The organism is Agrobacterium larrymoorei (genome assembly GCF_005145045.1).
GTDB classification, from domain to species: Bacteria; Pseudomonadota; Alphaproteobacteria; order Rhizobiales; family Rhizobiaceae; genus Agrobacterium; species Agrobacterium larrymoorei.
The window spans coordinates 100,442-113,103 of the sequence record NZ_CP039693.1 but is presented as its reverse complement, the minus strand read 5'-3'; the positions used below and the strand labels follow the sequence as shown (position 1 = coordinate 113,103).

The following is a 12,662-nucleotide window of genomic DNA, read 5'->3' as shown; positions in this document are numbered from 1 at the left end:
AAATACGAATGGCGAGAGCTGCTTTAAAATGGGGGGTTCGGGATCTCGCATATCGGGCGAAAATTACACCAGCGACGATAACACGTATTGAAGCCGGCAAGCCAAGCTATGCTACTACACTCGAAGCCATTCGCCTTGCTTTTGAACAGGCCGGTCTGGAGTTCATTCCAGAAAACGGTGGCGGCGTAGGTGTCCGCTTCTCGAAGCCACAGGACACAACTGAGTAGATTCCAGATAATCGAATTTCGCTGGCGTTGCTCGGGACTAATCAGTCAACCGCAACATCCTGCATCGACAGCAAGGAGGTGATCCGACGGACATCGTCACTGGGCTTAAAACGCTCAAGTAGGTTTCGTTCGGTGGAGCGAGCCCTGCTCCAAGATTCGGATCGCTTGAAGCACGCCGGGATGTGTGGACGTGCGTCCCCGCCATAAAGGCAATGACTGTAGAGATATCCGAGAAAATCCGACCTTTCCAAGCTTGATGGCCCGGTCGAGAATGGCGACGAGCGGGGCTTAGAAGTTTTTCCTCGGCGACCTCGGCGAGAAGATGGAGCACCGTCGAAAATGCCGAGGGTGCGATAGCAAGACCGTGATCGCGCTACTCGTCGCGTGGCTGACCTTTGTTTTTCTGGAGCTTTGGCTTCGCGCACCCGCCAAAGTGGTTTTTACATCTTTCGTTGTCTGTGCTGCCCTGATCGCCTGCGCGTTTTGTCTCGTTTTTGATATGGACATTCCCTCCTGCAGTGCGACCCAAGTTTCGCTCGTTCGCTGAGACGTGCGTTGGCTGAACTGACGTTGTGACAATTGAGGCAACGAGTTTGTGACGACCATCCAAGGCCGTTCAACATCATCGGATGATATCACGACCTTTTATAAGTTGACGTGACGCGGAGCCGCTGCGTCCAGGAGGCTGGCGTGATGTTGGGACAGGTGTCGACTGGTACGTCGGAGCATTCCTATTACGTTAAGCCCAACCTCCATCGATGTAGAATCAAAACAAGCATGAGACTCATGGCAACCTACAAGTTGTCCTTACGGACTTGAGAGGGAGTGACGCCAAACGCCCTTTTGAAACTATGCGTGAAGGCACTCTGCGACGCAAAACCCCATTTTTCAGCGATTTTCTTTGCGGAGATATCCCTGTTCTGATCGAGGTCATCGCGAGCTTTTTTCAGCCGCAGAGCACGCTGATACTCGCTGATCGTTTGTCCGACAGAAAGCAAGAAAGAGTATTGCAGCGAACGGACACTAACAGCGCTCAAGCCGGCTAGAAATTCGGGCGAGCTCCTGTCCTCTGGATGTGCGTGGATGTAATCGATCGCTCGGCGCACCTGTCGCGGCGCGATCAAGGGCAACGGCGCCTTCAGCGTCTGGGTATAGTTGTTCGGATAGTTTAGAAGGAAACTATCTAGGACCAAATGTCCAACAGCTGAAGAGCGTGCGTTCAGCGATCCGGCGAGTTGTTGAAAGAGTGAATTGTTGAAGACCGCCACAAGAGCCGAAAGTCCTTTAAGGTTTCGCTGGTCCAAGGCACTCTTACTAAATTCGACCGCGTGAACCACCGGCTTATCAAGCAATATTGACATCCGTTTACAGAGAAGATCATCGGAAATGACAACCGTTGAATGTTCACTCTCGTTGAGAACATCAACTTTATCTGCGTGTCGGTAACCAATCACCTGATCGGCAGCAATCGATAACATATCGCTCTTGAAGTGGTAACCGGTCCAGCCCTTGCTGACGAAATTGAAGAGTACGGAATCGAATATTTCGATGGGTTTAACACTATAACTGCCTATTGTTTTCGACCATTCGAAGAAGACTTGATCTAGAATGGCCACATGTCCGCTGACCCCGTAGCTCTTATGCGAACCGATCGGACTTACAGCGACTGGGGCATAGGCGTCACTCAAATATTCCTCAACTTCTCCAATATCCCTGGAGAAAATTTTTAGTTCCTTGTATGGACCGTTCGACATTTCTATCACATCCAAAAACGTGTTAAATTCGGCAAACGCATGTAAAAAGTGTAATGTCTCGACTTTCCTATGTATAGCAATGAGCCCAGTTTTTTCCGAATTAGTCGGACGGGCCTTATTATTTGGCCGATCAACATGTCATATGGAGTTGTTATGCCGATCAGGGTTCCCCAACACGCAAAAGCCACGAAGCACATTGCCGAGGCCGCAGCGGACCACATCTGTTAAGCAAGCCAACACCTCCTATAAAAACGCGCAATAAATATGCACCTTAGAGACACTATTGCACAGTGGAGGCATTTTGCCGGTATGTCCGCATTGATAATCAACGTATATCGACTATGCTAAATTAGTTCAATCGATTTTCTGACTCCCATCTCGGTCCTCCTCGGCCCGTGGACCGAGGCTAATAAAGCCATGTACTATTGGACTACGCCTAGAATAGCTTTGGAGACAACACAGTGAGCAGACGTCTGGATGAGCAATCGATTAATTCTGCCGCGACGCTCTTATCCGCGATTGAGAATCCTAAAAGGCTCGCAATACTCCGGATCCTGGTTGAAGAAGAAATGCCAGTGGGTCATTTGGCGGAAACGGTTGGCCTCAGCCAATCAGCATTATCTCAACACCTTGCCAAACTGCGTAACGCAAATGTTGTGCGGACCCGCCGCGATGCCCAAACGATTTATTATTTCAGCCACTCAGAACCGGTACGGCAAATTCTAGCGGCTCTAGAAGAAATTTTCAGCGAACCCTCACCTAATCTCTCGATCTCCGCCTAAGTGTTGGGATAGCTGGGGTTATCATTTTTTCAGCGCAAACACCGCCCATTAACGTGTCTGTCCTTTATGAAACCGCACTCCAGGTCGTATTTATCCCCCTCAAATGTCGATATTACCGAATTTCCCTGTGCTGGCGCCAAGATCTTATTGCGCTCGTCGGCCCGGCGCTTCGTTTGTAGGACAACGTTCTACCTACGTCGAATGATCTGGAGAGAATGTAGTTCCAGAGCGCAGTCAGACGAACTGCACCGTTTGATACTTTCTCACCTCATCTCGGCGTTTCCCACGTCGTCTCAAGAGTTTGATATCCATGCACCGGCCACGTGACAAAAAGCGATGAGACGAAATCCTCGTTTCGCGGACAGTCTCTTGCCTTGAGCGAGAGAGAACTCAACAGCGTCTTTTAATCCTCTATTCATGATCTTTTAATGAAGCAGCCACGTCTGTCTCAGACAACCGCATCATTCTCTTTCTGTCGCTCGATTGAGCAAGCAAACAGGAGAAAGACATGCATTTGATAGCAATAGCCATGGCCGTCACGGGGACGGCTCTGCTGCTGACCGCGGGTGGAGCAGCTGCTGTAGAAGTTCACAACGGATCGATCAGTCAGGACGAAGTTCTAAAGATGCAAAAGAACTGGGGCGACGCGCTCGTCGCTATTTCCAAGGAGCATGAAGAAAAGGGTCCGGAGGCGGCACGGGTCATGGCGGCGGATGTTATCGACTCAGCCTATGGCTACAGGCTTGGTCCGGTTCTCTTCAAACCGACGCTGACGCAGGAGCCTCAGACATTCAGAACGGACCGGGAGGGTGCGCTTGCCTATTTCGTCGGACAGAATGCCAAATACCCTGCCGATACCGGATTTGCCCTGAAGGGCTGGCGAGAAGTCGAGGTGCAGAATGCAGCGATCCTTCTCGATGGCGAATATGCGACGACTTTGGGAAAAGTGTCCTTCACCGACAAGGACGGGAAAGTGACGACCGTCGATAAATCATGGACATTCAAAAAGGACGATGCCGGCGTGATCCGTATCGTCCAGCATCATTCTTCGCTGCCATATCAGACGAAGTAAGCGCGTCTACCCGATGTGCTCCAGACGGTAGCCAATTCCCCGGACGGTCGTGATACAGGAGCGATCGCCCGAGGGCTTGTCGATTTTTGCCCGCAACCGGCGGACATAGACATCCACGACATTCGTCAGCGGGTCTTCCCCGGCGCCCCAGATATTTGCAAGTATCCGTTCGCGGCTGAGTACGCGGCCCGGTGCAGACATGAATAATTCCAGCAAAGCAAGCTCCTTTGCCGTCATGACGATTTCCGTGCCAGCGACGGTGACACGCATGGATTCCCGGTCAAGTTCCAGCATCCCGACTGACAGAACCTTTGCAACGAGGGGTCGCAGATCGATGGGGCGGCGCATCAGCGCCTCGATCCGCGCCAGAAGTTCCTCGAAAGAAAACGGTTTGACCAGATAGTCGTCCGCGCCCATCCGCAATCCCGAAATGCGGTCATTCACCGAGCCCAGCGCCGTCAACATCAGGATCGGGGAGGAGATACCGCTCGCCCTCAGCGTCTGGCAGACATCCGAACCGTTGATGACCGGTAGCATGACATCGAGAAGAATGACGCCGCTCTGCCCGGTGGAGCGCCATTCCTGCCAAAGCTCATGGGCGCGCTCTATGCCACTCGGGCCGTCGCGGGCGATCGTCACCCCGTATCCTTCCGCGCGCAGCCCGCGTTCCAGAAAATCCGCCACCCTTGGATCATCTTCTATAATCAGCAGGTTCACTTTCGCCGCTCCATCAAAGCTTCGGGAACAATCTCTGCTCGTTGCAACGGAAGCCGGAGCATCGCTGTGGTGCCCTGGCTGGGCTCGCTGTGCAGCGAGATCGTTCCGTGATGAAGCGAGACGAGGTGACGGGCTATGGAGAGGCCAAGACCTGTGCCTTCCGGGCGGTGCCGCCGCGCGTTTGTGCCGCGAAAATTGCGCTCGAACACATGCGCCATCTCATCGGCTTCGATACCGATGCCATTATCGCGGACGACCAGTTCCCACATGTCGGCACTCGCCCGGCTTCGCACATCTATGGTCGCATCATTAGGCGAATAGCGAATGGCATTATCGAGCAGAATGGCAATGACCTGCCGCAATCGAAGAGCATCTCCGAGGACGATGACTTCGCTATCGTCTGTCTCGGTGACAACGGTCACGTTGCGTTGATTGGCAAGGGCGGTTGCGCTCAACAGGGCTTCTTCAAGCGGACCGGCAATGTCGATCGGCTCCCTGTTCAGCACCAGAGCCTCGTTTTCGCCGCGCGACATCAGCAACAGGTCGTCTATCAGGCTGCCCATCTGCCCAGCCGCATGGCCGATACGCTCAAGCGAAGCACGATAGTCGCCCTCGGTCTTTTGACTGCGAAGCGCGATTTCCGCTTCTCCGCGAATGGCGGTGGTGGGCGTGCGAAGCTCGTGGCTGATATCGGCGAGCAAACTCAAGCGCCGCCCTTCGGAAGCACGCAAGCGCGCTAGCGCATCTTCGAGGGCAGCCGTTCGTTCCTTTACCTGCTGTTCGAGGATGTGCCGCTGGTTTGCCTCCTCGGTTCGTCGCAGCAAAAGCTCCGAGGCCATGCGATTGATGCTTTTGGCAAAGCGTCCGAATTCATCGCTGGTGGTGACCGGTATACGATGTTCCAGCTGGCCAGCCTCGTAAGCCTTTGCTCCTTCCGACATCTGAAGCAGTGGACGGCGGATGGCATTGGCAACGGCATAGGCCAGCCCCATGCCGATCACCGCGATGAAGAACGTGACGAACGCCAGAACACGGTTCAGTCGCAGCAGGGCGATATCTGCATTCTGGCGGGTGAAGGCAAGCTGGGATCGTTCCTTGGAGATGGTGTTGTTGAGAACTTCGCGAAGGTCTCGCCCGGCACCCTGATCGAAGATCGCTTCGATGGAGGCCCAGGCCGAGCGCGCATCTTCCGCGCCGGTGTGAGACCTGATGTCTTCGATGGCAGGTCTCAGCGCAACCACACTGCCGGATATCAATCGCAAGGCCTCGTCGCGCGCATCGTCGTCATCGGTCGGCGCGTTGGCGAGGCTGTCCATCTTACGGGTTTCGCTGCTGATACGCTGGAGCTGCGCAATGGTCGTCGCCATATGGGCGCGTAGCATTTCGCCATCGCCCGGGGCGTGATCGGCACCGATCAACGCACGCAAAGACCATGCACGCAGCCGCTGTTTCGTTGCAGAAAGTTCCAGCATGCCGGAAAGCAGATCGCCAGCATATCGACCGCGAATGACCTGCTGTTCGGCGACGGTGGCAATATGACGATTGAGCAGGCCCTGGGCCATGATCAGCAATGCAAGCAGGGTAAAGGCGGCAATCAGCCGGATGGTGAAGTCGAACTGCTTCATCTTTCCCACTCATTTGGGATTGGTGTACGCAGCGCGCCTGTCATCGATGGACCGTCACCGGCGTTCCGGCACGCACCATCTCGTATAGCTGCTCGACATCCTCCCGATACATGCGGAAGCACCCGCTTGATGCGTTGGTGCCTATGGATGACGGGTCGTTGGTCCCGTGGATGCGAAGCAGGCCATCAGCGAGATAAAGCGCACGCGTTCCAAGCGGGTTGGACGGGCCGGGGCGCACGACTTCAGGAAGCTTCGGATTTTTTCGACGCATCTCAGCCGTTGGCCGCCACTCCGGATGTTCTTTCTTGGAGACGACGCGGGTGGTGCCGAACCACTGCTTGCCCTCCCTGCCAACGGCAATCGGATAGGCAAACTGTTCGCCCGTGGGTGCGGTGTAATAAAGGGTGTGCTCTCCGGTTACGATGAGGATGGAGCCTGTACGACCTTGAGCAGTGGAGCGGCGATCATAGCTTCGATCCTCATCATAGAGCGGTGCACGATCATAGGAGCGGGGCGCTAGCGGCCTCTCATAATACGAGCCGTCATCTTCATAGGGAACGCCCTCCCGGTAATCATAAGGCCCGTCGTAATATGGATCATAATATTGCGCCATGGCCTGGAGCGTCAGAAGCAAGTAGAATGCAGCGCACCACACGATACCCGATTTCATTTTATCTCCATCAGTAACGCTTCCCGTCAAAACCACGATTTGCCGCCAATAATGGCAAGTGTAAGGAGTGCGCACCACCGGTAAATGTTCAGCTTATAAAGCTACGGCAAATCGCTGGGTCGACGCGGTGTCGGCCGAACGAAATTAGCATCCAGACTACTCGTAGCTCGCCGACTTAAGCTTTTGACAAAATCGAACCTTCAACCTTTGAATCTTGATCTGCAAATCACTGGAAGTTCCGGCTTTTCACTTTCAACGTATCGATATGAAGATCGGGCACGAACATGTCTCGCGGCACAACCGGCTTCGGCCTATCCCTCGAGTCCGGCCCACCGCCATGTGCAAATTCGTCCCCTCGCCCGGTCGGCAGCCTGAACTCCGTGCCCCGATCAGCCAGCCCGACGAGGTCGCCTGAGAGATCAAACAGTTGCTGTGCCACGAGATGAACGACCTCCCCTTCCCGCTGGATGCGACCATTGATCGCCATCATCGACGAACCCAGCACGATACGCCTGCGCTTCTCGAATAGCGATGGCCAGACGACAATGTTGGCAGGCCCGGTCTCGTCCTCGATGGTGATGAACATCACACCCTTGGCAGATCCCGGCTTTTGGCGCACGAGCACCAGACCGGCGGTGTAAACCCACCGCCCGTCCCTTGCATTCATCGCGTCCGCACAGGTGATGATGTTACGTTCTGACAGGTCGTTGCGCAGGAAGGCAACTGGATGCTGGCGCAGGGTCAAGCCGGTATGGCTATAGTCCTCGATGACATTGTGGCCTTCGGTCATTTGCCGAAGTGCCACCTCCGGCTCCTGCTGTTCCGCGATAGCCGCCACCTCGCGCTCGGCCGCGGCGGCAAACAAAGGCAAAGGCTCATCGCGCAAAGCCTTGATAGCCCAAAGCGCATCGCGACGTTCGAGTTTCAGCGACGGCAGATACGCATCGGCTTCCGCCAATTGGACAAGAGCCTCCGTTGGCACGCTGGATCGACGCCACATGTCATCGACAGAGACAAACGGGCTGTTCATACGCGCTGTCACGATCCGCGCGGCGTCCGCCACCGCCAGCCCCTTCACTTGCCGAAACCCAAGCCGGACAGCATGACGATCGGTACTCCCAACCTTTTCCAGCGTGCAGTCCCAGCGCGAGCGATTGACACAGACCGGCCGCACCTCGACGCCATGCTTGATTGCATCGCCAACGATCTGGGCAGGAGCGTAAAAACCCATCGGCTGACTGTTGAGAAGTGCTGCACAAAAGACATCTGGATAGTGGCACTTGATGAAATTCGACGCATAGGCAATGAGCGCAAAGGAAGCAGCATGGCTTTCCGGAAAACCGTAGGAGCCAAAACCTTCGAGCTGCGAAAACGTCTTTTCGGCAAACTCTGACGAGTAGCCGTTTTTCACCATGCCGGAGACGAGCTTGTCCTTGAAACGCGAGACACCGCCCGTAAATTTGAAGGTGGCCATCGATTTGCGCAACTGATCTGCCTCGCCACCGGTAAAACCGGCACAGACCATGGCGACGCGCATGGCGCTTTCCTGAAACAAGGGAACACCGAGTGTTTTGCCGAGCACCGCCTCCAGCTCAGGCGTCGGATATTCCACAGGCTCCTTGCCCTCACGCCGGCGAAGATAGGGATGGACCATGTCTCCCTGAATCGGGCCGGGCCGCACGATCGCCACCTGCACGACGAGATCGTAGAAGGTGCGCGGTTTTAACCGCGGCAGCATCGCCATTTGCGCGCGACTTTCGATCTGAAACGTGCCGAGCGTGTCGGCCTTGCGGATCATCGCATAGGTCGCAGCATCCTCCTGACGGAGATTGGACAGATCGATATCCTCGCCCTTGTGCTCGCGAATGAGGTCAAAGGCTTTTGCCATACAGGTTAACATGCCGAGTGCGAGAACATCGACCTTCATGAACCTTAGGGCTTCGACATCATCCTTGTCCCATTCGATGATCTGGCGGTCCTTCATCGTCGCTGGCTCGATGGGAACGAGATCGTCCAGGCGGTCATGGGTGAGGACAAAGCCGCCGGGGTGCTGACCGAGATGGCGTGGTGCCCCCATCAGTTGCTGTGCCAGCTTCAGGGTCAGCGCCAAGCGCCGGTCGCCTGGGTTAAGATTTAGCTCCTTGATGTTTCTGTCGGGCACTTCTTCTGACCAGGACCACATGCCTGATGACAGGGCCTTTATCACGTCCTCTGGCAGGCCAAGCGCCTTGCCGACATCGCGGATCGCGCCCTTGGCCCGGTAGCGTGTGACGGTCGCGCAGAGTGCCGCCTTATCCTTGGTATAGGTCTTGTAGATCCACTGGATGACCTCTTCGCGCCGCTCGTGCTCGAAGTCGACATCGATATCCGGCGGCTCGTCCCGTTCCTGGCTAACGAAACGTTCAAAGAGAAGATCATTGGTCGAGGGATCGATTGAGGTGATGCCGAGGATGTAGCAGACAGCGCTGTTGGCTGCCGATCCCCGGCCCTGACAGAGAATGCCCTGGCTTCTGGCAAAGCGCACAATCGAAAATACCGTCAAAAAGTAGGGGGCGTATTTCATGGTGCGGATGAGATCTAGCTCATGCCGAACGGTTTTGAGGACGTCAGTCGGTAAACCTTCCGGATACCGGTCGGGTGCGCATTGCCAGACATAGTGCTCCAGCGACGCCTGTGCATCCTTGCCGGGCACGATCGCTTCTTCCGGATATTGGTAGGTAAGCTCCTCCAGCGAAAATGTGCAACGACGAACGATCTCCATCGTTCGCGCCAAGGCTTCCGGATATCGCGGAAAGAGCCGCTCCATCTCTTCCGGTGGCTTCAGGTATCGATCGGCGTGTCTTTCGCGCTCGAACCCAACATCATCAATCGTTGTGTTGTGCCGGATGCAGGTGACGATGTCCTGCAATTGCCGCCGACCTGGCTCATGAAACAGCACGTCATTGGTAACGACTGTTTTGACCTTGAACCGGGCGGCCAGGTTGGATAACTCATGCAACCGCATCTGGTCGTTCTGGCGCCTGCGCAGACAGAGCGATACGTAAGCACGATCGCCAAACAGCTGCGCCACTTTTCGAAGCTGCGCGGCACAGGTAGCATCGGGTAGATCCGGCACCAGAACGACGATCATGCCTTCCGCGTAGGCCATGATATCATCCCAGTACAGGATGCAGTTGTTCTTACCGCCGCGCGACTTGCCGAGCGTGATGAGGCGCGTCAATCGCGAATAGGCGGCTCGATCCATGGGATAGACCAGCAGAGACATGTCATCAGCAAGATCTAGACGACATCCAACGACAAGGCGGATGCCCGTTGCACGCGACGCTTCGAGCGCTCGGACAATCCCGGCGAGCGAATTGCGATCAACGACACCGAGTGTTCGTATCCCTAGTAGCTTTGCGGTCTCGAAGAGCTCCTGCGCAGACGAAGCTCCACGCAGAAAAGAAAAATGGGTCGTGACCTGAAGCTCGGCGTAACTCATGCGAAAATCCCATGGCAGAACCAGCGATGCGATCCGGTTTCGGGATCAACACCATCGCCGGAGCGGAACACCCAGAGCCGCTCCCCTGACTCGTCCTCGATCACGAAATAATCGCGCACCGCCTCCATCTCGGCGTCCCGCTGCCACCACTCCCCAAAAATGCGCTCAGGCCCGTCGGCACGTTTGACTTTACGGCGCTTGCCACGCCACAGGATCGAAACCGGTGGGCGGTCTGGCATCAGCGCAATTGCCTCGATCAGCTCTGGATGTGGCAGTAACCGCACTGGCCTACGCCAGTGGCTGACCCATGCTATGGTGATCGGTTCAGCAACCGGGCTGATCCGCTGCACGGAGCGTTCCGGCACATCGGAGGCAACAGGTGCAACACGGTAAACCCGCTGGCCGCGGTTTCCGTAGATGTCGATGAGAGGCGTGACGTCCCTCACCTCTTCCTCAACCAGGTAGGATGCCTTTTGCACGTCCTCCAGTGGCTCGGCCATAACAGCGACCAGAGTGAGCTTCTCGATCCCGAAACCCGGCTCGATCTTTTCCGTCCGATCTCGAAATAGTTTTGTCAGCCACGCCACATCGCGGGCAGGCTTGGCTGTCCCCGCACGGATTGCCTGTCTCGTGCCATCAACCTTCTCAACGATGAGATCGGCGCGGCGTACGCCGAGACCGCGCTTCTGAAGTTTAGCGACCAGTTCAACAACAAGCCGCCCGACATATTTGTCGATTGTCTCTGCCGCTCCGATGGGTTCGGCAAAAGCTTTCGAGACTTCGACCAGTTCCGGAGTACGGATGGGTTCGATCGGGTCGGCGAGGCGTCCAAAGATCTGGTCGAGACGACGCCCGACCTCTGGACCGAAGCGAAGGGTCAGTGGCGCGCGTGGAGTGTTGGCGAGCTCACCGACCGTCTGGAAACCGAGGAGGCGCAGATCGCTCACAATTTTTGCCGGAAGACGCAGAAGCGCAATCGACAGCTTTTCAATGGCGCGGACCGTCTCACCGGGCGGAATGACGATCCTCTCGCGGTTGATCGCGCGGGCACAGGCGTGGGCGGCACCCCAGCTATCAGCAACAGCCACTCGTGCGGTAAGCTTCTTGGCAAGAAACTGGTTGACGATTTTCGTGACCATCGGCAACTCACCGCCCTGAAGATGGTCGGCGCGCTCGGTGTCCATGACGATACCATCGATCCCGTCAACGGCGACGATTGGCGAATAGATCGTCAGCGCCCAGAGTGTGATGCGTTCGAGTGCGGCTCGGTCGGCTTCATCATCTGCGTCGACCAGCATCAGACCGCGAAACAGCGACTGTGCCTTCGCTGCTGCCATGCCGACATGCACGCCTGCCTTTCGGGCGTTGGCGTCCGCAGACGAAACCCACCGCTTCGAACCGCTCTTCGCGATCACGGCGATTGCCTGCTCAGGCGGAATGGACGGATCGCCGCGGCGAATGCGATCCGTCGGCAGATCCGGTAGATAGATCGAGACGACCCTTGTCATCGCACGCCCTCACGAGAAACTCAGCACACTCACCCGCTTTCACGCGCATCAATTCCAGAAACCACTGAGGTCTGCCCATACCCGGTACCGGCAGCTCTTCCGACGGCATAACGCTGACGCGCCATCGGGTGGTCGAGGCCGTCGGCTGGCCGAAATCATTCGCTTCCGTCTGCCGTCGCCATCGTCTGACCGCAAGCGCCATCGTCCCTGTCCGCTCTGCTGCAAGCTGCAGCCTTCGGGAGCTCACCATGGGCAAGCGGACGAGTTCGCCGACGACGGCGCCCAGCCCACCGAAGGACAGGCCCTCCTCCATATTGGCCAGCACATCCTCTTCCCTATCGGACTCCACGAAAATCACCCGGTCGGGATGAAGCCCCACCTCGGCCAGTGCCGGAAAGAACAGATCCGGTCGCGTCAGACACCAGACGACGGGACCTTTTGTCCGCGCAGCGATACCGGCAACACAGAGGGCTGCGGCCGCGCCATCCACAGTCCCTGAGCCCCCTCCTGCAAACTCATGCAACGCGCCATAGGCAAGTCCACCACCAGGAAGAGATGCATCGATTTCGCGAACGCCGAAGGAGAGCGTTCCCGCGCGTTTTGCAGTCACACCTTCCAAGGCGGCGATGCGATCGCGCAAATCGCAGATTACATCGGAGGCGCCCTTGGGGCGGGCAGCGGTCATCGTTCACGGCTCCTTTCAAGGTCGTGCTAAGAGGATCGACGTCATGTCGTACAGATTATTTGTTCATTGTTTGTTCTCATGGATCGAAAGAGTCAAGCGGGGCAAAGTTGAGGAATATTGTCCCAGGATTAGCAAAGCTGA

At 56.3% G+C, this 12,662-nt stretch carries 10 protein-coding genes; 3 read left to right on the top strand and 7 right to left on the bottom strand.

Annotated elements, in window-relative coordinates; all coding sequences use genetic code 11:
- Positions 1 to 8: 8 nt before the first annotated feature.
- Positions 9 to 227: a helix-turn-helix domain-containing protein gene (locus CFBP5473_RS25440; protein ID WP_027676955.1), complete on the top strand. Its 219-nt coding sequence runs from the start codon at positions 9 to 11 to the stop codon at positions 225 to 227.
- A 794-nt stretch (positions 228 to 1,021) separates the two neighbouring features.
- On the opposite strand, the gene CFBP5473_RS21610 is transcribed toward CFBP5473_RS25440, so the two are convergent.
- Positions 1,022 to 1,981 (bottom strand): helix-turn-helix domain-containing protein, encoded by a 960-nt coding sequence (locus CFBP5473_RS21610; RefSeq protein ID WP_027676953.1) that lies wholly within the window; start codon positions 1,979 to 1,981, stop codon positions 1,022 to 1,024.
- Positions 1,982 to 2,442: 461 nt separating this feature from the next.
- Here CFBP5473_RS21610 and CFBP5473_RS21605 point away from each other — a divergent pair, with 461 nt between their 5' ends.
- Positions 2,443 to 2,763 carry an ArsR/SmtB family transcription factor gene (locus CFBP5473_RS21605; RefSeq protein ID WP_413228992.1) on the top strand — a complete coding sequence of 107 codons (321 nt, stop codon included), beginning with the start codon at positions 2,443 to 2,445 and terminating at the stop codon, positions 2,761 to 2,763.
- Between the two features lie 508 nt (positions 2,764 to 3,271).
- The gene (locus CFBP5473_RS21600; protein ID WP_027676952.1) at positions 3,272 to 3,835 is read left to right on the top strand and encodes a hypothetical protein; all 564 of its coding nucleotides are present in this window, start codon (positions 3,272 to 3,274) and stop codon (positions 3,833 to 3,835) included.
- A gap of 6 nt (positions 3,836 to 3,841) precedes the next feature.
- Here the strand turns inward: CFBP5473_RS21600 and CFBP5473_RS21595 are convergent, their stop codons facing one another.
- From CFBP5473_RS21595 to CFBP5473_RS21570, 6 genes are all read right to left on the bottom strand, one after another.
- Entirely contained in the window at positions 3,842 to 4,552 is a 711-nt protein-coding gene (locus CFBP5473_RS21595; protein WP_027676951.1) for a response regulator transcription factor, read from the bottom strand.
- A complete protein-coding gene (locus tag CFBP5473_RS21590; RefSeq protein ID WP_051441409.1) occupies positions 4,549 to 6,177 on the bottom strand; it encodes a sensor histidine kinase in 1,629 nt (542 codons plus the stop codon). The genes CFBP5473_RS21595 and CFBP5473_RS21590 overlap by 4 nt, the downstream gene beginning before the upstream one ends.
- Before the next feature lie 40 nt (positions 6,178 to 6,217).
- Positions 6,218 to 6,847, bottom strand: coding sequence for a L,D-transpeptidase (locus CFBP5473_RS21585; protein WP_051441408.1), 630 nt, complete (start codon positions 6,845 to 6,847; stop codon positions 6,218 to 6,220).
- Between the two features lie 226 nt (positions 6,848 to 7,073).
- The gene (locus tag CFBP5473_RS21580) at positions 7,074 to 10,328 is read right to left on the bottom strand and encodes an error-prone DNA polymerase (protein WP_027676949.1); all 3,255 of its coding nucleotides are present in this window, start codon (positions 10,326 to 10,328) and stop codon (positions 7,074 to 7,076) included.
- Entirely contained in the window at positions 10,325 to 11,836 is a 1,512-nt protein-coding gene (locus tag CFBP5473_RS21575) for a Y-family DNA polymerase (protein WP_027676948.1), read from the bottom strand. Before CFBP5473_RS21575 ends, CFBP5473_RS21580 begins: the two co-directional genes overlap by 4 nt.
- The gene (locus CFBP5473_RS21570; protein ID WP_027676947.1) at positions 11,757 to 12,521 is read right to left on the bottom strand and encodes an ImuA family protein; all 765 of its coding nucleotides are present in this window, start codon (positions 12,519 to 12,521) and stop codon (positions 11,757 to 11,759) included. The genes CFBP5473_RS21575 and CFBP5473_RS21570 overlap by 80 nt, the downstream gene beginning before the upstream one ends.
- Between the last annotated feature and the right edge of the window lie 141 nt (positions 12,522 to 12,662).

Bases quoted from the DNA above. Each gene is read 5' to 3' on its own strand.
- CFBP5473_RS21610 (WP_027676953.1), bottom strand. From the start codon at position 1,981: ATGTCGAACGGTCCATACAAGGAACTAAAAATTTTCTCCAGGGATATT.
- CFBP5473_RS25440 (WP_027676955.1), top strand. From the start codon at position 9: ATGGCGAGAGCTGCTTTAAAATGGGGGGTTCGGGATCTCGCATATCGG.
- CFBP5473_RS21580 (WP_027676949.1), bottom strand. From the start codon at position 10,328: ATGAGTTACGCCGAGCTTCAGGTCACGACCCATTTTTCTTTTCTGCGT.
- CFBP5473_RS21570 (WP_027676947.1), bottom strand. From the start codon at position 12,521: ATGACCGCTGCCCGCCCCAAGGGCGCCTCCGATGTAATCTGCGATTTG.
- CFBP5473_RS21600 (WP_027676952.1), top strand. From the start codon at position 3,272: ATGCATTTGATAGCAATAGCCATGGCCGTCACGGGGACGGCTCTGCTG.
- CFBP5473_RS21575 (WP_027676948.1), bottom strand. From the start codon at position 11,836: ATGACAAGGGTCGTCTCGATCTATCTACCGGATCTGCCGACGGATCGC.
- CFBP5473_RS21590 (WP_051441409.1), bottom strand. From the start codon at position 6,177: ATGAAGCAGTTCGACTTCACCATCCGGCTGATTGCCGCCTTTACCCTG.
- CFBP5473_RS21585 (WP_051441408.1), bottom strand. From the start codon at position 6,847: ATGAAATCGGGTATCGTGTGGTGCGCTGCATTCTACTTGCTTCTGACG.